This window comes from Streptomyces sp. Q2 (assembly GCF_056820935.1).
This window is the reverse complement of sequence record NZ_JBXEJE010000062.1, coordinates 18,481-40,955: the sequence shown is the minus strand read 5'-3', so window position 1 is coordinate 40,955 and position 22,475 is coordinate 18,481. Positions and strand designations below refer to the sequence as shown.

General features: G+C 72.2%; 19 protein-coding genes and 2 pseudogenes. 6 read left to right on the top strand and 15 right to left on the bottom strand.

All coding sequences use genetic code 11. The features are described 5' to 3' along the window. Positions 1 to 112: 112 nt before the first annotated feature. The 3 genes from ACWBNA_RS43270 to ACWBNA_RS43260 form a co-directional block, all read right to left on the bottom strand. Positions 113 to 439 (bottom strand): nucleotide pyrophosphohydrolase, encoded by a 327-nt coding sequence (locus ACWBNA_RS43270; protein ID WP_482710111.1) that lies wholly within the window; start codon positions 437 to 439, stop codon positions 113 to 115. Continuing rightward, positions 436 to 1,632, bottom strand: coding sequence for an AAA family ATPase (locus ACWBNA_RS43265; protein WP_482710110.1), 1,197 nt, complete (start codon positions 1,630 to 1,632; stop codon positions 436 to 438). Before ACWBNA_RS43265 ends, ACWBNA_RS43270 begins: the two co-directional genes overlap by 4 nt. A 74-nt stretch (positions 1,633 to 1,706) precedes the next feature. Then, on the bottom strand, positions 1,707 to 2,102 hold the full coding sequence (locus ACWBNA_RS43260; protein ID WP_482710109.1) for a cell division protein SepF: 396 nt from the start codon (positions 2,100 to 2,102) through the stop codon (positions 1,707 to 1,709). 185 nt (positions 2,103 to 2,287) lie between these two features. Between ACWBNA_RS43260 and ACWBNA_RS43255 the strand changes: the two genes are divergently transcribed. Beyond that, positions 2,288 to 6,337 carry a bifunctional nitrate reductase/sulfite reductase flavoprotein subunit alpha gene (locus ACWBNA_RS43255; protein WP_482710108.1) on the top strand — a complete coding sequence of 1,350 codons (4,050 nt, stop codon included), beginning with the start codon at positions 2,288 to 2,290 and terminating at the stop codon, positions 6,335 to 6,337. Positions 6,338 to 6,488: 151 nt separating this feature from the next. Next, on the top strand, positions 6,489 to 8,219 hold the full coding sequence (locus tag ACWBNA_RS43250; protein ID WP_482710107.1) for a hypothetical protein: 1,731 nt from the start codon (positions 6,489 to 6,491) through the stop codon (positions 8,217 to 8,219). Here the strand turns inward: ACWBNA_RS43250 and ACWBNA_RS43245 are convergent. Beyond that, the gene (locus tag ACWBNA_RS43245; protein WP_482710106.1) at positions 8,200 to 8,715 is read right to left on the bottom strand and encodes a YceI family protein; all 516 of its coding nucleotides are present in this window, start codon (positions 8,713 to 8,715) and stop codon (positions 8,200 to 8,202) included. The two genes, ACWBNA_RS43250 and ACWBNA_RS43245, sit on opposite strands and share 20 nt — an antisense overlap. 83 nt (positions 8,716 to 8,798) lie before the next feature. Here ACWBNA_RS43245 and ACWBNA_RS43240 point away from each other — a divergent pair, with 83 nt between their 5' ends. Both ACWBNA_RS43240 and ACWBNA_RS43235 read left to right on the top strand, forming a co-directional pair. Then, positions 8,799 to 9,278 (top strand): MarR family winged helix-turn-helix transcriptional regulator, encoded by a 480-nt coding sequence (locus tag ACWBNA_RS43240; RefSeq protein ID WP_482710105.1) that lies wholly within the window; start codon positions 8,799 to 8,801, stop codon positions 9,276 to 9,278. Positions 9,279 to 9,385: 107 nt separating this feature from the next. Continuing rightward, positions 9,386 to 10,187: pseudogene (locus tag ACWBNA_RS43235) on the top strand (FAD-binding oxidoreductase); the annotation flags it as partial. 411 nt (positions 10,188 to 10,598) lie between these two features. On the opposite strand, the gene ACWBNA_RS43230 reads toward ACWBNA_RS43235, so the two are convergent. From ACWBNA_RS43230 to ACWBNA_RS43210, 5 genes are all read right to left on the bottom strand, one after another. Next, on the bottom strand, positions 10,599 to 11,213 hold the full coding sequence (locus tag ACWBNA_RS43230; RefSeq protein ID WP_482710104.1) for a sigma-70 family RNA polymerase sigma factor: 615 nt from the start codon (positions 11,211 to 11,213) through the stop codon (positions 10,599 to 10,601). Positions 11,214 to 11,315: 102 nt separating this feature from the next. Then, complete coding sequence (locus ACWBNA_RS43225) at positions 11,316 to 11,996, bottom strand: hypothetical protein (protein WP_482710103.1); 681 nt, start codon at positions 11,994 to 11,996, stop codon at positions 11,316 to 11,318. Positions 11,997 to 12,096: 100 nt separating this feature from the next. Further along, a complete protein-coding gene (locus tag ACWBNA_RS43220) occupies positions 12,097 to 12,804 on the bottom strand; it encodes a YcnI family protein (protein WP_482710120.1) in 708 nt (235 codons plus the stop codon). An 84-nt stretch (positions 12,805 to 12,888) separates the two neighbouring features. After that, entirely contained in the window at positions 12,889 to 13,470 is a 582-nt protein-coding gene (locus ACWBNA_RS43215; RefSeq protein ID WP_482710102.1) for a hypothetical protein, read from the bottom strand. 358 nt (positions 13,471 to 13,828) lie between these two features. Beyond that, positions 13,829 to 15,139, bottom strand: a complete 1,311-nt coding sequence (locus ACWBNA_RS43210; protein WP_482710101.1) for a phytase — start codon at positions 15,137 to 15,139, stop codon at positions 13,829 to 13,831. A gap of 224 nt (positions 15,140 to 15,363) precedes the next feature. Here ACWBNA_RS43210 and ACWBNA_RS43205 point away from each other — a divergent pair, with 224 nt between their 5' ends. Continuing rightward, positions 15,364 to 15,801 (top strand): Fur family transcriptional regulator, encoded by a 438-nt coding sequence (locus ACWBNA_RS43205; protein ID WP_384308896.1) that lies wholly within the window; start codon positions 15,364 to 15,366, stop codon positions 15,799 to 15,801. Positions 15,802 to 15,834: 33 nt separating this feature from the next. Further along, on the top strand, positions 15,835 to 18,051 hold the full coding sequence (katG, locus tag ACWBNA_RS43200) for a catalase/peroxidase HPI (RefSeq protein WP_482710100.1): 2,217 nt from the start codon (positions 15,835 to 15,837) through the stop codon (positions 18,049 to 18,051). Positions 18,052 to 18,162: 111 nt separating this feature from the next. Here katG and ACWBNA_RS43195 read toward each other — a convergent pair. The 6 genes and pseudogenes from ACWBNA_RS43195 to ACWBNA_RS43170 form a co-directional block, all read right to left on the bottom strand. Then, positions 18,163 to 18,465, bottom strand: a pseudogene (locus ACWBNA_RS43195) (STAS domain-containing protein); the annotation flags it as partial. Positions 18,466 to 18,739: 274 nt separating this feature from the next. Continuing rightward, entirely contained in the window at positions 18,740 to 18,922 is a 183-nt protein-coding gene (locus ACWBNA_RS43190) for a hypothetical protein (protein ID WP_482710099.1), read from the bottom strand. A gap of 392 nt (positions 18,923 to 19,314) precedes the next feature. Continuing rightward, positions 19,315 to 19,518 (bottom strand): hypothetical protein, encoded by a 204-nt coding sequence (locus tag ACWBNA_RS43185; protein ID WP_482710097.1) that lies wholly within the window; start codon positions 19,516 to 19,518, stop codon positions 19,315 to 19,317. Between the two features lie 314 nt (positions 19,519 to 19,832). Further along, positions 19,833 to 20,936 carry an acyltransferase family protein gene (locus ACWBNA_RS43180; RefSeq protein WP_482710095.1) on the bottom strand — a complete coding sequence of 368 codons (1,104 nt, stop codon included), beginning with the start codon at positions 20,934 to 20,936 and terminating at the stop codon, positions 19,833 to 19,835. A 280-nt stretch (positions 20,937 to 21,216) separates the two neighbouring features. Further along, positions 21,217 to 21,630 (bottom strand): (R)-mandelonitrile lyase, encoded by a 414-nt coding sequence (locus ACWBNA_RS43175; protein WP_482710094.1) that lies wholly within the window; start codon positions 21,628 to 21,630, stop codon positions 21,217 to 21,219. Positions 21,631 to 21,666: 36 nt separating this feature from the next. Further along, a complete protein-coding gene (locus ACWBNA_RS43170) occupies positions 21,667 to 22,434 on the bottom strand; it encodes a glucose 1-dehydrogenase (protein ID WP_482710093.1) in 768 nt (255 codons plus the stop codon). Between the last annotated feature and the right edge of the window lie 41 nt (positions 22,435 to 22,475).

Here is a 22,475-nt window from a genome sequence, read left to right as displayed (position 1 = left end):
GGGGGAAATCTTCGGACAACGAATCGATTTCGACTCGGCTTTCGACTCCGCAGAGTGATAACGGACGCGCAAGTTCCAGCGAGAGTTCCCTCGATGGCTCCCGCGATGACTCCTACGGCGCCGGAAACCTCCGTTCGTTCCGGTCGATCTTGGCGTCCAGCGCCGCCAGCGGGTCGATGCCGAGCACCTCGCACAGTTGGAGCAGATACGCGAGGACGTCGGCCACCTCGTCCGTGACGCGGTGCGCCGTGTCCGGGTCGGCCATCACGCGGGTGGACTCCTCCGGCGTCAACCACTGGAAGATCTCGACCAGTTCGGACGCCTCCACGCTGAGCGCGGCGACGAGGTTCTTGGGGGTGTGGTACGGCTGCCAGTTGCGCGCGGCGGCGAACTCGGCCAGCCTGCGCTGCAGTTTCGCCACGTCGACAGGTTCGGTCACGGCTTCAGGTGTACCACCGTGACTCCCGCGACACCGGCGGCCCAGGACGCGTCGCTCACCGCGCCGACCAGGCGGATGTGGCCGCGGTCGCACATGCGGGCGGCGAGCCGCAGCAGTTCGGTCCGCTGGCGTGGGTCCAGGCCCCGGTCGAGATTGTCGGCGAGCACGGTGAGGGTCTGCAGGGCCGCCGGCACCTCGCCGACCGGGTCGACCTCCAGCACGCCGGGTCCGGTGAACAGCACCAGCGCCAGCGCGAGGTACCTCAACTCGCCGTCGCCCAGCCGTCCGAGCCGCGTGCGGACCCCGTCGCCCCGGTCGAGCAGCGCACGGACGGTTCCGTCGGTGAGCGGTTCGGCGTACAGGTCCGTGACGGGGCCGGCGCATCCGGCGCGCACCGCCGTGACGAGTTGCGCGTGCCGTCGCGTGCATTCGGTGCGGGTGCGCCAGAGCACGTCGGCGAGGTTGTCGCAGCCACCGAGCAAGCGCCCCGTGCCGGTCGGGACGGGGGCGCGCATCCGGCCGGGGCGTGGATCGCACGCGTAGACGGAGCGCAGGGCGACGACCATCTGTTCGGCGGCGGCGAGGACTCTGCGCTGCCCGTCCGTCTTGCCGGCGACGCGCAGCGGGAGCAGGGCGGTGCCGAGCCGGTCGTCGGGCAGCGGGGCGCGGGTGACCGGTGCGGAGCCCGCGGTGTGCCAGGCGGCCTGCACGGTGCGGCGCGAGGGGTCGCGCAGGGCGGTCTCCAGGAGGACCAGGCCGTCCGTCGACAACCGCTCGCCCACGATGCGCAGGTCGGGTTCGGCCTGGATCGCGACGTCGAGCCGGACGGGGCCCTCGGGTCCGTCGGCCGTGCAGCCGATGCGGAAACCGCGCCGGCGCTGGGCGTCGGGCCGGGCGCGGTCGGGGACGCAGGCGGCCGGGTCGGGGAACACCTCGCCGACGGCGGCCCCGCCGCCGAGCCGGGCGAGCGCCTCGTACGCCCGAAGCGCGGTCGTCTTGCCGCAGCCGCTGGGCCCGGCGAACAGGGTGAGCGGGCCGAGCGGGAATCCGGCACGCCGGTGCCCGGCGAAGGCGGACAGGCGCAGTTCGGTGACACACGGCCGGTCCGGACGCCCGGTGCCCTCCCCGGACGGCGCCGGAGCGGGGGGTAAGCCGGACGTGGGGGACACGGGGGACGTGCAGGACACGGTCATATGCGGACCGTAGGACTCCGCCGTCAGGCGAACCGTTCCGCCCGAAGGACCTTCCTACGATCGGGGGACCGGCCTCACGCGCCGGGCACACCCACCCCTTCCATCAGGCCGGTCACCTCCGTGCCGGCCGGCGTGAGCAGGAACACGTTCTTGTCGACCCGGTGCATTCCGCTCGCCAGCCCGAAGACGACGCCGGTGCTGAAGTCGAGGATGCGTTTGGCGACGTCGGTCTCCGCGGCGGTGAGGTCGAGGAGGACGGGTATGCCCGCCATCAGCGTCTCGGCGACCTCGCGGGCGTCCGCGAAGACAGTGACCCTCAACACCACGAAGCGCCGCCGGGTCTCGGTCTCGGCCTCGGGCATGGCCCGGTGACCCACGGAGGACGGCCAGGCGTCCCGGCCCCGCAGCGGCACGACCTGGGCGAGCCCCTCCCACTGTTCGTCGGTGACATCGTGGCTGTTCACCGGCATGCTCCGTTCTCGGCTCGCACTGCTGTCTGCATCGGGCAATTCTTACGCATGGTCACCCGTTCGGCCCACAGCGACACACTCCGCGACCCCCTCACAGCGCGTCCGGGACGCCTGTGCAACGGGCGTAACCCCTGGTGATCAAGTTGTGTCACATAGGCGTAACGGGCAATTCGTACGGTTGTCGCATGACGACGACCCCACGGACGCAGCAGACGCAGCAGGTGCGCACGGTCTGCTCGTACTGCGGTGTGGGCTGCGGCATGCTGCTCGACGTCGGGATGGGCCCGGACGGCAGGCGTACGGTCCTGAAGGCGTCCGGTGACAAGGCGCACCCGGCGAACGCGGGACGGCTGTGCACCAAGGGCGCGACCACGGCCGAGATGCTCGCCGCGCCCGGCCGGCTGACCACGGCGCTGGTGCGGGACGACCGGGGCGAGGAGCCGGTGCCGGTGCCCGTGACCGACGCGATCGCCGAGACCGCGCGGAAGCTGCGCACGATCATCGACGAGCACGGGCCGGACGCCGTCGCCTTCTACGTCTCCGGGCAGATGAGCCTGGAGGCCCAGTACCTGGCGAACAAGCTGGCCAAGGGGTTCGTGCGCACCAACCAGATCGAGTCGAACTCGCGGCTGTGCATGGCCAGCGCGGGCGCCGGATACAAGCTGTCGCTGGGTGCCGACGGCCCGCCGGGCTCGTACGAGGACTTCGACAAGGCGGACGTCTTCCTGGTCATCGGCTCGAACATGGCCGACTGCCATCCGATCCTGTTCCTGCGGATGATGGAGCGGGTCAAGGCGGGCGCCAAGCTGATCGTCGTGGACCCGCGGCGCACCGCGACCGCCGCCAAGGCGGACCTGTTCCTGCAGGTCAAGCCGGGTACCGACCTGGCTCTGCTGAACGGGCTGCTGCGTCTGCTGGTCGAGAACGGGCACACCGACCCCGAGTTCGTCGCCGCCCACACCGAGGGCTGGGAGGCGATGGAGGAGTTCCTGGCCGACTACGCGCCCGACGTCGTCGCGGAGATCACCGGGCTCGCCGAGGACGACCTGCGCGAGGCCGCGCGGCTGATCGGCGAGGCCGGTGAGTGGATGAGCTGCTGGACCATGGGGCTCAACCAGTCCACGCACGGCACCTGGAACACGAACGCCCTGGTCAACCTGCATCTGGCGACCGGCGCGATCTGCCGTCCGGGCAGCGGGCCCTTCTCCCTCACCGGCCAGCCCAACGCGATGGGCGGCCGCGAGATGGGCTACATGGGGCCGGGGCTGCCGGGGCAGCGGTCGGTGCTCGTGCCGGACGAGCGGGCGTTCGTCGAGGAGCTGTGGGAGCTGCCGCCGGGAACCGTCCGGGCCGACGGGGTCGGCAAGGGCACCGTCGAGATGTTCCAGAAGATGGCCGACGGCGAGATCAGGGCCTGCTGGATCATCTGCACCAACCCGGTCGCCTCGGTCGCCAACCGCCGTACCGTCATCGAGGGCCTGGAGGCCGCCGAGTTCGTCGTCACCCAGGACGTCTTCGGCGACACCGAGACCAACGCGTACGCCGACGTCGTGCTGCCCGGCGCGATGTGGACCGAGGGCGAGGGCGTCTTCGTCAACAGCGAGCGCACCCTCACGCTGACCCGGGCCGTGGCCGACCCGCCCGGCGAGGCGACGGCGGACTGGCGGCTCATCGCGGCCGTGGCGCGGGAGATGGGCTACGAGACGGGGTTCTCGTACGAGAGCGCCGAAGAGATCTTCGAGGAGATCCGGGGCTTCTGGAACCCCGTGACCGGGTGGGACCTGCGCGGGGTGACGTACGAGCGGCTGCGGTCGACGCCCGTGCAGTGGCCGGCCGCCACCGAGGACGGGCCCGAGCGCAATCCGATCCGGTACGTCGGCGGCGAAGGCGGGCTGCGGTTCCCGACCGCCAGCGGCCGGGCCGTCTTTCACGCGCGGCCGCACATGCCGGCCGCCGAAATGCCGGACGACGACTACCCGTTCGTCCTGAACACCGGGCGGGTGCAGCACCAGTGGCACACGCTGACGAAGACGGGGAAGGTCGCCAAGCTCAACAAGCTGAACTTCGGGCCGTTCGTGGAGCTGCATCCCGAGGACGCGCGGGAGCTGGGGATCTCGGAGGGCGACCGGGTGGAGGTCGCGTCGCGGCGGGGGCGGGCCGTGCTGCCCGCGGTGGTCACCGACCGGGTGCGGCCGGGGGCCTGTTTCGCGCCGTTCCACTGGAACGACCTGTTCGGGGAGTACCTGAGCGTCAACGCCGTCACGAGCGACGCGGTGGATCCGGTGTCGTTCCAGCCGGAGTTCAAGGTGTGCGCGGTGTCGTTGACACGGGTGTCGGCACCGGCTGCACCGGCGGTCCCCGCCGACGTCCTCGTTCCGACCGCCGTCACCCCGGGCGCGGACCCCTTCGGGATCGCACCGGCCCCGCCGCCCGTGCTCACCTCTCAGGAACGGCTCTACCTCACCGGTTTCCTCGCGGGCATCGACTCCGGCGCCCCCGGCATCCCGGTGCTCCCGCCGGACGCGCCCTTCAGCCCCGAGCACGCGCTGTGGGTGAACGGCGTCCTGGCCGGCATGTACTCGCGGACCACGGCCGAGCCGCAGGTCCGGGGCGGCCGTCAGGTCGTCATCCTGTGGGCCTCGCAGACCGGCAACGCCGAGGAGTTCGCGGGGGCCGTCGCCGACCGGCTGTCCGAGAGCGGGCACACGGCGACGCTCGTCGGCATGGACGACACCGACCTGGGCGCGCTCCCGTCCGGCGCCGACCTGCTGCTGATCACCAGCACCTTCGGCGACGGGGACGCGCCGGACAACGGCTCCGGCTTCTGGGAGGCGCTGTCCGGGGAGCAGGCACCGCGCCTGGAAGGGGTCCGCTACGCCGTCCTGGCCTTCGGCGATTCCTCGTACTCCGACTTCTGCGGGCACGGCCGCCGGCTGGACGCACGGCTGGACGAGCTGGGCGCGGTGCGGCTGGCGCCGCGCACGGACTGCGAACCGGACTTCGAGCCGTCGGCGGACGCGTGGCTGGACGAGGTGCTCGGCGCGCTGGGCACCAAGACGGACGTCCAGGAGCCCGCGACGGACCCGGGGCCCCCGGCCGCGAAACCCGCCCGCTCCCCCAAGCCGGCCCCCACCGCCGCCCGTCTCGTCGGCAACCGGCTGCTCAGCCGGGCCGGCGCGGGCAAGGAGGTCAGGCGGTTCACCTTCGACACGAGCGGGACGTCCTTGACGTACGAGGCCGGGGACGCGCTCGGGGTGCGGCCGGTCAACTCGTCCGCACTGGTGGAGGAATGGCTCGCGGCGACCGGCGTCGAGGGAGCGACCTCCGTCTTCCTCGGGGGTGTGGGTGATGTTCCCTTCGCCGAGGCCCTGCACCGGCACCTGGACATCACGAGGATCACCCCCGATCTGCTCCGCTTCGTCGCCGAACACGTCCGTGACGACCGGGAGTTGCGCAGGCTGCTGCGTCCCGACAACAAGGACGGCCTCGCGCAGTGGAGCTGGGGCCGCCAGGCGGTGGACGTGCTCGCCGAGCACCCCGTGCGGGCGGCCGCGCAGGACTGGGCGGACGTCCTCAAGAAGCTGCAGCCGCGGCTGTACTCCATATCGTCCAGCCCGCTCGTCGATCCGCACCAGGTCTCGCTCACGGTGTCGGTCGTGCGCTACGAGAACCTGGCCGGCCGGCCGCGCGGCGGGGTCTGCTCGCCCTTCCTCGCCGACGCCGAGGCGGACACCGAGGTGCCGGTGTTCGTGCAGCGCTCGCCGCACTTCCGGCCGCCCGCCGACGCGTCGACGCCGATGGTGATGGTCGGCCCCGGTACGGGCGTCGCGCCTTTCGTCGGTTTCCTCCAGGAGCGCCTGGCACTCGGTCACCGGGCGCCGAACTGGCTGTTCTTCGGTGAGCAGCACCGCGCCACCGACTTCTACTACGAGGACGAGCTGACCGCCCTGCTCGACGAGGGCGCCCTGACCCGCCTCGACACCGCCTTCTCCCGGGACCAGCGCAACAAGGTCTACGTGCAGGACCGGATGCGCGAGCACGGCCCGGAGCTGTGGCGCTGGCTCCAGGACGGCGCCCACTTCTACGTCTGCGGCGACGCCTCCCGGATGGCGAAGGACGTGGACCGTGCCCTGCGGGACATCGCGGTCGCCCACGGCGGGCTGGACGAGACCGAGGCCGCGGCGTGGGTGAAGCAGCTGGCGGCGGCGAAGCGGTACGTGCGGGACGTGTACTGAGACGCCCTGTGCGGGGCGTCCGCCGAGACGCCCAGCGCGGGGCCCCCTGAGGCACCCTTTGCCCCAGATGCCCGCTTCCTTACCGCCCTCACACCGCACTCTTCACCTGCTGCGGCACCCCGCTCACCAGGCACGATTAACGTCCGGTGGCGTGCTCCTGGCAGATACTCAGCTGTCGGCACCCGGCCGGCGGCCGCAGCCGGCGGGGCCCGCCGCCCCGGAACCCCCCGCGCAGTGGCATCGCGTCCTGACGCTGCTCGCCGGCATCAGCCTGCTCATCGGTACGCGCTCGGTGTGGACGCAGGCGGCCGAGCACCGACTGCCCGTGGCCGCGGTGATCTGCGTCTGCTACGCGTCGATCCTGGTGTACGGGGTGCTGGCGCTGGTGGTGCGCCGGGAGCGGTCGCTGGCGCGGCTGGACCTGTGCGTCCTGGTGACCGCGGTGACGCTCGCGCTGTGCGCGCTGGTGCTCTCCCACCGGGGCTCCGACGAGGCGGACCTCACCACGCAGGCCGCCCGGGAGCTGGTCGCCGGGCACGCCGTCTACGGGCAGCCCTGGCCCTGGCTGTTCGGCCACCCCGGTGTCGGGCTCACCCCGACGACGAGCGGCGGCTACGACCTCACGTACGGCTATCCCCCGCTGGCCCCGCTGCTGACCGCTCCCCTGCTGTGGCTGGGTCACGGCGGCACACCGGCGTCGGTGCTGGCTTCGCTCGCGCTGGTCGTCGGCACGGTGGTGCTGTGGCGGCTGCTGCCCACCCCGTGGCGGTCGGCGGCGACCATGGTGTGCCTCGGTTTCGGCATGCTGCCCTCGTACGCCAGGCTCGGCTACCCGTCGATCCTGGCGCTGGCCCTGCTGGTGCCGGTAGTGGTGCGCTGGCCGCGGATCGGGCGGGGCGGGCGGCTCGGCCCGGCCGGGCTCGCGCAGGCCGCCTGCCTGGGAGCGGCGTGCGCGGCGCAGCAACTGCCGTGGTTCCTGGCGCCGTTCCTGCTGGCCGGCGTCTACGCCGTGCGGCGCGGCGAGCTGGGCGCGCGGGCGGCGGCGCTGGTGATGCTGCGGGTCGTGGGGCTCGCCGTCACCGTGTGGCTGCTGATCAGCACGTACTTCATCGTGAGCGAGCCGGGTCGGTGGTTCACCGGCATCGCCCTGCCGCTGACCCAGGGCGCGGTGCTGCACGGGCAGGGCCTGGTGGACGTCTCGCTCTACTTCACGAACGGCAGTGACCGGCTCGACTGGTACGGGCACGCGAGTGCGCTGCTGGTCGCGGGTCTGCTGGCGCTGTTCGTGCTGTGCGTACGGCGGCTGGGGCCCGCGGCGACCGTCCTGCCGTGGTGCGCCTTCTTCCTGGCGACGCGTTCGCAGGACGGCTACTACCTGATGATGACGCCGCTGTGGCTGGCGGCGGCGGTCACCGCGCCCCCGTCGGAGTTCGCCGGCGCGTGGCAGCCGAGGCCGCGCCCGCTGTGCGGCCCGCACCGGCGTCCGGCGCGGGTCGCGGCGGCTGTGGTGCTGCTCGCGCCCGCGCTGGTGAGTTCCGTACTGGCCGTGTCGGGGACGCCTCCGCTGCGGATGCGGGTCGCGTCGGTGCGGCGGGTCTCGGCGAGCGCCCTCTCCCGGCTGACCCTGCGGGTCACCAACACGGACGACACCGCCCTGACACCCCACTTCACGCTCACCGCGGGGCAGGGCATGGACCCGTACTGGTCGGTCCTGCGGGGGCCGGCCGCGCTGCCCGCGCACACGACGGCGACGTACGAACTCCGGCCGCCGAGCGGGACGTACGCCGTGCCCCGACGGCCGGGTGTACGGATCCGGCTGCGGGCCTTCACGGCCTCGCCGCAGACGCTGTCGAGCACCTACGTCAGGCTGCGGTCCGGCTGAAGCGGAGCGTGGTCGTGATCGTGGTGACGCCGCGGATCATGCCCAGCTGGTTCCAGCCCATGCCGAACTGGCCGCGGTCCACGGTGAATTCGGCGGCGAGGGTGAGCGTGTCGGCGTCCGCTTCCACCAGGTTGGCGGTGAAGGTCAGGGGCCTGCTGACCCCGCGCGCGGTGAGCTGACCGACGACGTGGACCGTCTTGTCGGCGTGGAGTTCGGCGCTGCGGACGGCGAGGGTGATCTCGGGGTGGTGGTCGACGTCGAAGAAGTCGGCGGACCGCAGGTGGGTGTCGCGTTTGGCGTTCTTCGTGTCGAGGGAGGCGGCTTCCAGGGTGAGGGTGCCGACGGCCGAACCGTCGGGGCGCACCTCGCCCTGGCCCGTGACGCCGGAGAAGGTGCCCTTCACCGTGACCAGGCCCCACATCGTCTTGTGCCGCAGCGCGACGGTGGAGGCGGTGCGGTCGAGCTGCCACGTACCCGTTTCAACGGTGACGGTCATGATCCCTTGCTCCTGTCGTCCAAATTTGGATGACCAGACACTAGCCAATAATCCAAACTTGGACAACAGGTAGACTCGAAATCATGGCCGATCTGCCCGAATGCCCCTCCTCCTCCGGCACCCGACTCCTGCCGGACGAGCTCCGCGCCTGGATGCTGGTGCTGGCCTCCACCGGGGCCGTGGAGCAGCGGCTGCGCTCCGTCGTCAAGGAACGGCTCGACGTCTCCCATGACGAGTTCCTGGTCCTGTGCCTGCTGGCCGAACAGCCCGCGGGCCTGCGCATGACACAGATCGCGGAGCTCCTGGGCCGCCCCAAGACCCGGCTCACCTACCAGATCGCCTGCCTCCAGCACGCCGGTCTCGTCACCCGCAAGTCGGTCTGCGGCGACAAGCGGGGCGTCGAGGTGGCCCTCACGGACAAGGCGCGGGACCTGCTGAAGGAGTCCTCCGAGCTGCTGGCCGAGACGGTGATCCAGGCGCTGGAGCAGTTCGTCGGGCCGGCCCAGTGCGAGGCGATGCGTGCGCTGCTGCCGGGTTTCGCCAAGGAGACGGCCTCCGACTAGGTCTCGTCTGGTCGGCGCGGCCGTGGGGAACCCGGTCGCCCCGTGCCCCGTGCCCCGGGCCCCGGGCACGGCGGCCGCCGCTGCGCCGACCCCGCGAGGAGGGCCCCGTGGGCGCGTTGGACCTGCCCGACCCCGTCACCCGGCGAGCGGCCGTACCACCCTTCGACGCGGGCGCGTTGGAGAGAGCCCTGCGCGCGCCGGTCGACGGTGAGGTCCGGTTCGACGCGGGCAGCCGGGCCGCCTACGCGACGGACGCCTCCAACTTGCGGCAGCCCCCGGCCGGCGTGGTGGTGCCCCGTACGCCGGAAGCCGCCGCGGAGGCGGTGGCGGTGGCGGTGGCGGTGGCCGCGGCGCGTGCGTACGACGTGCCCGCGCTGTCCCGGGGCGGCGGGACCAGTCTGACCGGGCTGTGCACCAACACCGCCGTCGTGATCGGCCCGTCGAAGAACTGCGACCGGCTGGAGTCCGTGGACGAGGACGCCCGCACGTGTGTCGTCCAGCCTGGCATCGTGCTGAACGAACTCAACCGGCAACTCGCGCCGACCGGGCTGCGCTTCGGGCCGGAGCCCGCCACCCACGCGAACCAGTTGGCGTACCGCCTGCGGTGCGGCAGCGACCGACCGTGCCGGCGGGCGCCGGTACGCGCCCGGCGAGCTGCGCGATCGGCGGCATGATCGGCAACAACTCCTGCGGGCCACCGCACAGGCGACCGGCAAGGTCGTCGACAACATCGCCCGCCTGGAGGTGCTGCTCTACGACGGCACCCGCTTCTGGTTCGGCGCGACCGGCGACGAGGAGTACGCCGAGATCGAACGGCACGGCGACCTGAAGGCGGCGGTCTACCGTCAACTGCGCACCCTGCGCGACACCTACGCCGACGGGATCCGCCGCCGCTTCCCGGACATCCCGCACGAGGCGGTCCACCTCGCGGAGTTACCGGCCTCGGCCGTCCCGGCCTCCCTGGAAGCGCGTACGGCGTCGCCCCCTACGCCCGCCCCATCCCACCCGGCCGCCCGGCCAGGGCACTCGCCCTGGCCGGGACGGGGCTACTCGCACTCGGCACGGCGACGGGGCTGGTGCGGAAAGCTGCGCGGCTGAATCGGGTGGGGTGGGGCGGCAGGGCGCTCGGGCCCGGGAGGGCGGCAGTGGCGGCAGTGGCAAGCCTCTTCAGGCCGCCAGGCCGCAGGCCGCCAGGCCGGCAAGCCACCAGGCCGCAGGCCGCAGACCGCAGGCCGCTGCAGGTCGGCAAAGCGGCAGCCCAGCAGGCCACTTCAGGCCGGCAAGCCACCAGGCTGCAAGCAACCCGGCCGCCAGGCCGCTTCAGGCAGCCACGGCGGCCCGCCGCGGGTGCTGCTCCTCCGCCGCTGTCAGCAGGTCGATGAGGGTGGCGCGGGCGCGGGACACCCGGGAACGGACCGTGCCGACCGGGCAGCCGGCCAGCGCGGCCGCCTCCTCGTACGGCAGGCCGAGCAACTGCGTGAGGACGAACGCCTCCCGGCGCTCGTCGGGCAGCGCCGCCAGCAGGTCGGCGAGCGCGATGCCGTCGTCGAAGCCGGGCAGACCGCACGGCTGGGCCCGCTCGACGGCCAGCTGCCAGTCCGTCACGTCGTGCAGCCGGGGTCGGGCCGCCGAGCGCCGGTAGCTGTCGATCACCGCGCGGCGCGCGATGGACAGCAGCCAGGCACGGGCGGAGGAACGGCCCTCGAACCGGTGCAGGCTGCCGAGCGCCCGCAGGAACGTGTCCTGGGCCAGGTCGTCCACGGCCTGCGGATCGGCGCACAGGTGGGCGACGTACCGCAGGACGTCGCGGTGCAGTGCGCGGACGAAGTGCTCGACGGCTTCGGTGTCACCGGCACGGGCGGCGAGCGCCCAGGCAGTCGTCGAGTCGTCCATGAGGTGCCTTGTAGCGATCACTTGGTGTCCTTCTCGGGGCATCCGTGATGTGAGGGGATGCGGCCGTACGACGCACGACGCCTGTGTGGGCGTACGGCCGCGGCCCGAGGCGCCCGTACGGCGGCCTCGGGGTACCAGCTGTCTTCAGACGACAGCCGTCCCCACGGGCGGACCCCGAGAAGTGATCGCGTGGACGAGAAGGAGCAGGCGCGGCGCCTGGTCAGTGCGCGGGCGGCGTCCCCGCAGGCGCGGGCGGTCAGGGGTGGCGGGCAGTGCCAGCAGCAGCCGCAGCGGGGCGGCCAGCCATCCGGCGACGGCCCGCAGGATGCGGAAGGCGGCCCGTTCGCCGTGCGCCAGCCACAGGCCGCACAGCAGCGCGGCCAGGAGGTGGGCGGCGAGCATGCCGAACGAGGACGTGTCGACGCCGGTGGAGTGGCCCGTGTGGCTCATGTCCATGGAGGCCATGCCGTCCATGTGCATGGACGCTGTGTGGGCGGAGCCCATGTGCGAGGAGCCCATGTGCGGGGAGCGCACGCCCGGGGCCGGCGAGCCGCTCGACGGCACCCCGCTCGCCGACTGCGCGAGCGAGAACGCCGAGTGCAGGAGAGTCTGCACGGTGACCACGAACGCCACGACCAGGGGAAGCCCGCGCTCCCGCCCGGACAGACCCCATCCGACGGCACCGGTCACACCGAATCCCGCGGCCAGCACCCAGGCGGGTACGTGGCTGCCGGACATCATGACGTGGCCCAGGGCGGCGAGCAGCACACAGACGGCCGCGAACACCGCGGCCCGTACTGTGCGAGAACCCCACCCGGCTGTCATGACGCCCTCATCCTCACATCGACCCGCGCGTCGTCACGCAGGGGTACGGAAATTCCCCCGGCCCCGGACTCATCCCCACACATGTGATCCACGACACCGTCTAGGCGGATGGGGGGGTGCCCCTTCGCACGACGGCGAACACGGCGGCCGCCAGGCCCAGTACACCCGCGACCAGACCGGCGATGCCGAGCCCGCGCGCGGTGGAGTCGTCGGCCGAGGCCGCCGTCGACCGGGAACTCGCGGCTGCCGCCTCCGACGTGCCGTCACCCGCCGTGAGCTTGAGCACCGGCGCGGGGTTCGACGGTTCTTCCGCGCCCGGCTCGGCCTCCTCGATCCAGCGGACGATTTTTCCGTCGGAGTACGTCTGCAGGGTCTTGAACGTCAACTGGGCGGTGCTGTCCGGAAGTTGCCCGAAGGCTACGTCGAAGTCCTCGTAGTGGCCCGGCCCGATCGCCCCGCCGGTCCAGGTGATCTCGGAGACGGCGTCGGTGATGGTGCCGTCGTCCGTCTTGACCGGCGTCTTCAGCTTCGTGTCGGTCACCTTGGCGCTCCAGCCGTCGTGCGGGGACACGAGCACGCCGAGGACGGGGTGGTCGGTGGGCAGGAAGAGCTGCACCTTCGTGGTGCTCACGGAGTCGTCCTCGTCGGGGACGCGGAAGCTCAGGACGCCGTCGGTGGCGCCCTTGGCGTAGCTCTCGGGGTGGACGGTGACGTGCGCGGAGGCGGCGCCCGCGGCGGCCACAACCCCGGCGACGGCGAGGACGGCGACGCCGCCGGCGCGGCGCAGGGAGGTGGGTGTGCGGGACATGGCTCGGCGGGACATGGGGCGACAGGACATGGGGCGGTAGGACATGGGTGGGTCGATCTCCGTACTGGGAACGGGCGTCGGGGGTCAGATCGCGTACGGAATCCCCGTGGGCGGGCCGCGTCGCCGCACCGCGTGCCGCAGCAGGATCCGGCGCAGCGCTCCCGGTCCGTCGCCCGCTCGTCGTACGGCCCCGGGACGGGCCGGCACGGCCCACCCGCCCCTGCGCACCTGCCACCAGGCGGCGAGCCCCGGCACGATCGCGACGGCCCGGCGCAACAGCGACCACAGCGCGGCCTCGCCGCGTCGCAGCCACCAGGTCAGCAGGAGGGCGGCCGAGACATGGGCCAGGGTGGCGTGAGGCGTCAGGGCGTGTGACTGCTGCATGCGCATGCCGTGCATGGCCACGACCGCGTGCGACCGCGCGGCCCCGAACGCGATGTGCAGCCCTCCCTGCGCCGCGAGCGTCGCCCCGCCGATGGGCACCAGCGACCGCTCCCGCCCGCCCAGCAGGCACCCTGCCGCGAACGCCAGCACGAACCCCGTGACCTGCACCCACACCGGCGGCGTCATCCCGGTCGCCAGTGCGTGCCCCGCGGCGGCCAGCAGCACGGACAGCGCCGCGAACACCGCCGCGCGCAGCCCTCGCACCGCAGGGGACGCCCTCATGCCGCCCGATCCTGCCACTCACCTCGGGAGGTTCGCCCCGCGCCCGGCCATCCCGCGACGATTTTGCACGGGCATGACCGGACGCTTCCCTGCCGCCGTGCGGCCGACCTCGCCGACCCCCGCCGACTCCGCCGACTCCGCCGACTCCGCCGACCAGCCCAGGCGGCCGGCCCCGCGGGTGCCGGAGTACAGGACTCCAGGACCGGCCACAGCGTCGGACAGTAGGTTCGTCGGCGTCACCGCCGTGCCTGGCAGGCCCGTGCGTCTCGCCGCGGGTACCGGCGCGCCCGGGCACCGACCTGTGCAGGCTGCCCAACACCGCGCCGGGGCCTCCCACCGATGTCACAACCCACCGACGTCACATCCCGGCGGCGTCCACCACGGCACCGAGGTCGACGAACGTGAAGCCGGTCGCCGTACGCGTACCGCCCTCACCGTCCGGCACGGCGGGAGTCTCCTGACCGTCCTGGACGACGAGCAGGCCACGCGGGTAGCGGTCGCCGAGCGGGGCGTTCAGGACGGCGGCGCCGTCGCACTCCTCCACGCTGTCGAGCGTGTCCGTCGCGGCGCCGATCCGGAAGCCGCCCTCGTACTCGTTGCCCTCGCTCACCTCTCGGTCGTACAGGGCGAAGGTGTTGTCGCCCTGGCTGGAGGCGAGGAGGTAGCCGTCGCCGTCGGGCTCCTGGAAGAGGGTCAGGCCCTCGACGTCGGCCGCCAGACGCCTGCCGCCGTAGCCGGGGTCGGCGCCCGGGGCGCACTCCTCGGTCTCCTCGTCATAGGTCCCGGGGACGCCGTACTCCTTCACCTTGTCCACCAGCGCCGGCTTGCCGGTGAGGTCGGCGCGGAGCCGCCAGATGCCGACGTCCTCCTGGCCCGCGTAGAGGGTGCCGGTGGCCGGGTCGACGACCATGCCCTCGACCTGCGGGAGTTCGCCGGGCTCCAGGCAGGGGCTCCAGGTCGTGCCGTTCGGCAGACGGAAGGAGGAGGGGAGGTCGAGGGTGCGGACCTTGCGGTAGCCGACCGTGCCGTTCGCGGCCGGGACGAGTTCGAGCAGGGCGAGGCGGGTGCGTTCGCGCTGACTCACCACCGCGTAGGCCCGGCCGGTGGTCCGGTCCTTCCAGGTGGCCAGGCCGTACGCCGTGCGCTGGTCGTTGATCTCGGCCTGGCCGGCGGAGAAGACCGGGGCGGCGGCCGGGTCGGTGACGTCGGTCAGCGGACCGCCGGGCCGCGACGGATCGACGCGGTAGATCCGCAGCCGGTCGCCGCCACGGTCGCTCACCACCGCCACGTCGGCCCGCCCGGCCGGCGTGCGCAGGCCGGAGACGAGGTCGACGTTGTTGAAGCGGCCCGGGGCGTCGTCCGCGCCGGGCGGCTGCGGGGCGGGCAGCGACTGCACGAGGCGGGTGTCGAGGTCGTAGACCCGCAGACCGCCTTCCTTGGCGGTGGCCACGACGAGGCTGCGCCCGGGGTCGGCGGGGTTGCGCCAGATCGCCGGGTCGTCGGCGTCGGAGTTGCCGCCGGCCTCGTCGTCGTAGAGGGCGGCGGTCTCACCGGTGGCCGTCACCACCGGGAGGTCGGCCGCCCATGCCGGGGAGGCCGCGAGGAGGGTCGTCAGCACGGTGCCCGAGGCGAGAAGTGCGGCTCTTCGCGCGGTGCGGGGCGTTCTCACAGGCGCTTCCTTACCGTCGATGTGTCAAGGACATGTCGATGGTGCGCGAGAAAGTTTGCCACCAGGAGACGGCGATCTGTCGGGCCGCCGTGGCGCGTACGGCCGTAGGACGACCGCCGTTCGCCGGGGTCGACGGCCCGGCGTTCGCCCGCCACCCACAGGACACCAAACTTGTACCGTTCCATTTCTTGAACCATTCGTGTTTATGAGGGTAGGTTGGCGGCATGACTGCACCCCAGCCCCCCGCCACTGCCGAGGAACTGCGTGGTGCCGGCCTGCGGGTGACGGCCGCCCGTGTCGCGCTGCTCGAGACCGTCCGGGGCGGCGACCACCTCGGCGTCGAGGCGATCGCCTCCGGGGTGCGCGACCGTGTCGGTCACATATCGCTTCAAGCGGTGTACGAAGCCCTGCACGCACTCACTGCCGCGGGGCTCGTACGCCGCATCGAGCCACCGGGCAGCCCCGCCCGGTTCGAGGGACGCGTCGGCGACAACCACCACCACCTCGTGTGCCGGTCGTGCGGTGTCGTCGCCGACGTCGACTGCGCGGTCGGCCACGCCCCCTGCCTGACCGCGTCCGTCGACCACGGCTTCTCGGTCGACGAGGCCGAAGTCATCTACTGGGGCCTGTGCCCCTCCTGCTCCACCGCCCCCAGCTCCTGAGCTTGTGGTTTACCCCGTTCGGAAGGATTCCCCATGACCGAGAACCATGACGCGATCGTCACGGACCCGAAGCCGGAGGAGGCCTCGGGCTGCCCGGTCGCGCACGGGCGCGCCCCGCACCCCACCCAGGGCGGCGGAAACCGCCAGTGGTGGCCGGAGCGCCTCAACCTGAAGATCCTTGCCAAGGACCCGGTCGTCGCGAACCCCCTCGGTGAGTCGTTCGACTACGCCGAGGCGTTCCAGAACCTCGACCTGGCGGCCGTGAAACGGGACATCGCCGAGGTGCTGACCACCTCGCAGGACTGGTGGCCCGCCGACTTCGGCAACTACGGCCCGCTGATGATCCGTATGGCCTGGCACAGCGCCGGCACCTACCGCATCAGCGACGGCCGCGGCGGTGGCGGCCGCGGCCAGCAGCGCTTCGCGCCGCTGAACAGCTGGCCGGACAACGGCAACCTCGACAAGGCCCGCCGTCTGCTGTGGCCGGTCAAGAAGAAGTACGGCCAGTCCATCTCCTGGGCCGACCTCATGATCCTCACGGGCAATGTCGCGCTGGAGACGATGGGCTTCGAGACCTTCGGCTTCGGCGGCGGCCGCGCCGACGTCTGGGAGGCCGACGAGGACGTCTACTGGGGTCCCGAGACCACCTGGCTCGACGACCAGCGCTACACCGGCGACCGTGAGCTGGAGAACCCGCTCGGCGCCGTCCAGATGGGCCTCATCTACGTCAACCCGGAGGGCCCCAACGGCAACCCGGACCCGCTGGCCGCGGCCCGCGACATCCGCGAGACGTTCCGCCGTATGGCGATGAACGACGAGGAGACCGTCGCCCTCATCGCCGGTGGCCACACCTTCGGCAAGACCCACGGCGCCGGCCCGGCCGACCACGTGGGCAACGACCCCGAGGCCGCCTCCATGGAGGAGCAGGGCCTGGGCTGGAAGTCCACCTACGGCACCGGCAAGGGCGGCGACGCCATCACGTCCGGTCTGGAGGTCACCTGGACCACCAAGCCCACCCAGTGGAGCAACGACTTCTTCGACATCCTCTTCGGCTACGAGTGGGAGCTGTCCGAGTCCCCGGCCGGCGCCAAGCAGTGGGTGGCCAAGGACGCCGAGGCGATCATCCCGGACGCGCACGACCCGTCGAAGAAGCGTCTGCCCACGATGCTCACCACCGACCTCTCGCTGCGCTTCGACCCGATCTACGGTGAGATCTCCAAGCGCTTCCACGAGAACCCGGCCGAGTTCGCGGACGCCTTCGCCCGCGCCTGGTTCAAGCTGACCCACCGCGACCTGGGCCCGAAGTCCCTGTACCTCGGCCCGGAGGTTCCCGGGGAGACGCTGCTGTGGCAGGACCCGCTGCCGCAGGCCGAGGGCGAGGTCATCGACGCCGCCGACATCGCGGCCCTGAAGGCCAAGCTCCTCGCGTCCGGGCTGACCGTCTCGCAGCTGGTGTCCACCGCGTGGGCCTCGGCGTCCACGTTCCGTGGCAGCGACAAGCGCGGCGGTGCCAACGGCGCCCGCATCCGCCTCGAGCCGCAGCGCGGCTGGGAGGCCAACGACCCCGACCAGCTCGCCCAGGTCCTGCGCGTCCTGGAGGGCGTCCAGGCCGAGTTCAACGCCGGCGCCAAGAAGGTCTCCCTGGCCGACCTGATCGTCCTCGGCGGTGCCGCCGCGGTCGAGAAGGCCGCCAAGGACGCCGGCTTCGACGTGGAGGTCCCCTTCACGCCGGGCCGCGTGGACGCCACCGAGGAGCACACCGACGCGGAGTCCTTCGCCGCGCTGGAGCCGGTCGCGGACGGGTTCCGCAACTACCTCGGCAAGGGCACCCGCCTGCCGGCCGAGTACCTGCTGCTCGACAAGGCGAACCTGCTCACCCTGAGCGCCCCCGAGCTGACCGTCCTCGTCGGCGGCCTGCGCGTCCTGGGCGCCAACCAGGGGCAGTCCGCGCACGGCGTCCTCACCGACACCCCCGGGACCCTGACGAACGACTTCTTCGTCAACCTCCTGGACTTCGGCACGGCGTGGAGCTCGACCTCGGAGGACCAGACCACCTTCGAGGGCCGCGACGCCGCCACCGGCGAGGTCAAGTGGACCGGCACCCGCGCCGACCTCGTCTTCGGCTCCAACTCCGAGCTGCGCGCCCTCGCTGAGGTCTACGCGAGCGACGACGCGAAGGAGAAGTTCGTGAAGGACTTCGTCTCCGCGTGGGACAAGGTCATGAACCTGGACCGGTTCGACCTCGTCTGATCGTGAAGATGCCCGGGCCACCCCCACAGGGGTCGCCCGGGCATCGTCGTGTGCGCTTCCCGTGCGCTGCGCGGTCCTCCGGCCGGAGTCCCGCCGGGACGGGAGCGGGACTCAGTGACCGGCGAGTTCGCCGGTGAGCTTGCCGTGGAGGTCGGCGCTGGGGTCGTTCAGGCCGATGATCTCGACCGCCTTGCCGCGCTGGGCGTACTTCGCCTCGATGGCGTCCAGGGCGGCGACGGAGGAGGCGTCCCAGATGTGCGCGGCCGACAGGTCGATGACGACCTTGCCGGGATCGCCGGCGTAGTCGAACCGGCCGACGAGGTCGTTGGAGGAGGCGAAGAACAGCTCGCCGGTCACCGCGTAGACGACCCGCGTGCCGTCGGGGTCCGCGACGACGGTGACGTCGGCCAGGTGGGGAAAGAGCCCGCTCCCGCGCCCCGCGCCGTACCAAACGGCTGGCGCGTACGGGATCAGGGCGCTGGGGCTTGTGGGCGGCCCGATTTCCACGTCGTCGACATCGTGAAAATGGTGGGGTACATCACCATGGCCCCGGATCATCAGATCCGGGGCCATGGCTGGACGCGCGTTTGGTCACAGAGCGGTGGTGTGGACGCTCCCGCCCGCCGCAAGCCCCTCGGTCGAAGCGACGGCCATGAGGTCGGCGCAGACGTCTNGGACGCGCGTTTGGTCACAGAGCGGTGGTGTGGACGCTCCCGCCCGCCGCAAGCCCCTCGGTCGAAGCGACGGCCATGAGGTCGGCGCAGACGTCTGCGATCGGCGTCTCGACGGAGAGAGCGCCCAAGCCGCCGACGGCGAGGCCGCCACCGGAGACGTTGTCCAGGTCGGCGTCGGAGATCTCGACTGTTTCCACCGGGCAAGCACGGTTCATTGCGCGCGGTTCCCTTCGCATAGGTATTTCGGAATGGCAGAGTTCGCCCGAGTCAAGAAGGCGGGAACCCATCCCGGCGACTTTCGCCACGCGCAGGATCAAAGCACGTCGGCAAAGGGGCGGCCAGCCGTCCGAGTTCAAACGGGACACATCGCGAAATCCGGCTTCACCGGCGTGCCCCCGCGGTGACCGAATACGCCGAATAATTCACGCGACCTACGTCAGCGCTGCACGCATGGTGGTTGCCACCGATTCCCTGGACGGACGCCCCCGCGCCGGGGCCGTCGCAATCCGGCGCAGTCGTGACGACGGTTCGGGCTTCGTGCGGCCTGTCGGTGAACGGTGTGCAGGTTTACCGGATCTTCGGCAACCGGCTACGCGTCCTGCTCCCGCGGGTCGCGCAGGCATCCGATCCGCAGGAGCTGGGACAACAGGTCGGCACGGCGCAGCAGCGGTGCGACCACCTCGGAGAGGACGTCGACGGGTTCCCCGGTGGACTGCCCGCTCACGACGACCCCCTTCCCGTGCCTGCGCGAGTGTGCGAGGAAGCCGTCCGACTCGTGAGGATGTACAGCCATCCCACGTGCCTCCTCGTCAAGAGATGAGCCTTGTCCTCGGGGCGGACGGTCTCCGAAGGAAGACAGCTGATCCTTCCCGAGGGTTGTGCTGGCGGGCCGAACTGGACCGGACCGCACGGGCGCCCGCCCCTCCACGGCGGCGGGCTCGGCGCCGCCCACGTCGGGCGGCGGGTAGGCCGTCGCGCCCGGATACCGCTGCGGAAGAGGCCGCCGAAGCAGTCCGCGTACCCGTCCGAAACGCCGTCCTGGCCACGCTCCTGTGGTCGGCACGGTCCGCGCGGTCCGCCCTGTCCGCCCTGTCCGCAAAGCCCACATCACAGGACCGGCCGACCCGCCGCGGCGACCACCGGTTCCAACCGGCGTACGCGGAACCGGCTGCGTCGCAGCAGGGGCCGCTCGACCAGGACGTACGAGACGAGGGCCGCCGCGACCGTCGCCGCGACGCCGGCGGGGAGCAGCCGGTCGCCTTCCACACCGAGACCGGAGAGCAGCCGGATGACGGGGTAATGCCACAGGTACATCCCGTAGCTGAGGTTGCGTCCGACCCATGCCAGGGCGGACACCGACAGCAGACGGGACGGCCACGACCGTGGACACAGGTCCAGCGCGGCCACCACCGTGGCCGACAGGACGGCGGCGGCCAGGAAGCCGACCGTGTACCACACGGGGTTCCATCCGCTCGCTCCGGTGATCGGCACCTGCCAGGCGACCAGACCGAGCAGCGCGAGGGCGGGCCAGCAGAGCCGTCCGGCCCATCGGCGCAACAGCGCCAGCCGGGGGTCGTCGGCGCGCAGCCGGGCCAGGACGACGGCCAGCAGAGCGCCGACGAGGAGCTGGTCGGCGCGGGTGTCGGGGCCGTTGTAGATGCGGTGCGCCGCTGTGGGGTCCCAGAGCGCCACCCGCCAGAGCACCGGCAGGACGCACAGCGCCGCGACGCAGCCCAGCACGGTCCGCGCCGTCGCGCGCCGGAGCAGCACCAGCAACAGGAGCGGCCAGGCCAGGTAGAACTGCTCCTCCACCCCCAGAGACCAGGTGTGACTGAAGGGCGCGGTGAGGTCCGAGTACGGGCCCGGCTGCCCGGCCCGTACGAGATTGACCACCGAGGCCGCGGCCAGCGCCGCCGCCACCCACGCCCCGTCGAGCAGTGGCATCGGGAGCGCCAGGGACAGCAGGGCGATGACCGCGCACATCACGAGCATGGCCGGCACCAGCCGCAGCCACCGCCGCCGGTAGAACGACCACAGGCCGATGCGCCCGGTACGGGCGTACTCGGCGACCAGCAGCCGGGTGATGACGAACCCGCTGAGCGTGAAGAAGACGTCCACGCCCACCGAGCCGCCGGGCACCCGGGCGGGCTCCACGTGATAGACGATCACCAGCACCACGGCGACCGTCCGCAATCCGTCCAGCCCCGCCACCCGCCCACCACGTGGTGCCGACGGAAAGCCCCGCCCACCGCGTCTGTCCCGTTCCGCCGATGGGGGGACGAGAGGCGGCGCCGCTCGGCCGCCCAGGCTCTGCTCCGGGGCCTCGTCTACCGTGCTCGGATGAGGGGTGCTCATAACGGCCGCGTCTGCCCCGCGCGGCGGAGGTCACACAAATTCTCATGTTCCTCACACGTTCAGCGCCGCTTTCCGGCCGCCGCGAGCACCGGCGGCAACGTGTGAGTGAGCCCGGGTTGCGTGCTCGGGGCCGGGTCTACTGGTTGCGGGTGCGGGGGCCGTCGTACTGCTGGTCGGTGACCGGCTCGGCCCAGGCGGTCTCGGGGGTGCCGTCGCCCGTGACCTCCCACAGGGCGATGTGCTCCATGAACCGGTCGGGGGCGGCGCCGTGCCAGTGTTCCTCGTTCGGCGGACACGCGACGGTCTCGCCGGGGTGGGCCTCGAACACGGTGCCGTCCCGGGTGCCGATCAGGGCGATGCCGGACACGATGTGCAGGGTCTGGCCCAGGGCGTGGGAGTGCCAGTTGGTGCGGGCGCTCGGTGAGAAGCGGACCAGGTTGGCGCGCAACCTGGACGGCTCCTGACCGGCCACGATCACGTCCCACCAGACGTCGCCGGTGAACCAGTGCGCCGGGGCCTTGCTGCTGGACTGCTGCTTGACGAATTCCATGGTGTCTCTCCTGTCTCCTTCGTGTGTGGACTGTCCCTAGCGGGCGACGTAGCCGCCGTCCACGGGGAGGGCGACGCCGATGACGAAACCCGACCCGGGGCTGCACAGCCACAGGACCGCCTGGGCGATCTCCTCGGCGGTGCCGAGCCGGTTGACGGGCTGGCCGGCCTCGGCCTCGGCACGGTCGAGTTCTCCCTTGGCGATCATGTCGCGGACCATGGGGGTGTCGATGGTGCCGGGGCAGACGGCGTTGACGCGGATGCCGCGCGGGGCGTATTCGAGGGCGGCGCTGGAGGTCAGACCGAGGACTCCGTGTTTGGAGGCGTGGTACGAGGCGCGGCCGGGGAGGCCGACGAGGCCGCCCAGGGAGGAGCAGTTGACGATGGCGCCGCTGCCCTGGGCGCGCATGTGCCGCAGCTCGTGCTTCATACAGGCCCAGACGCCGCGCAGGTTGATGGCGTTGACGCGGTCGAACCGCTCGGCGGGTTCGTCGGCTGCGTCGCTGGGCGGGATCTGGATGCCGGCGTTGTTGTAGGCCATGTCGAGGCGGCCGAAGGTCGCGACGGTGCGGTCGACCGCGGCGGCGACCTGGTCCTCGTCACTGACGTCGCAGGTGAGGGCGAGGACCTGGTGGCCTGCGTCGGTGAGTTCCTTCGCCGCCGCGTTCAGGGCCGTTTCGTCGATGTCGGTGAGGGCGACGGCGGCTCCGGACGCGGCGAACGCGCGGGCGGTCGCCAGCCCCATACCGGCGCCGGCCCCGGTGACGAGGGCGACCTGGCCGGTGAAGTCGTACGTGGGGTTCACGTCGTGGTCTCCGTTCGGGTGCAGTGGTGTGGCGGCGCGGG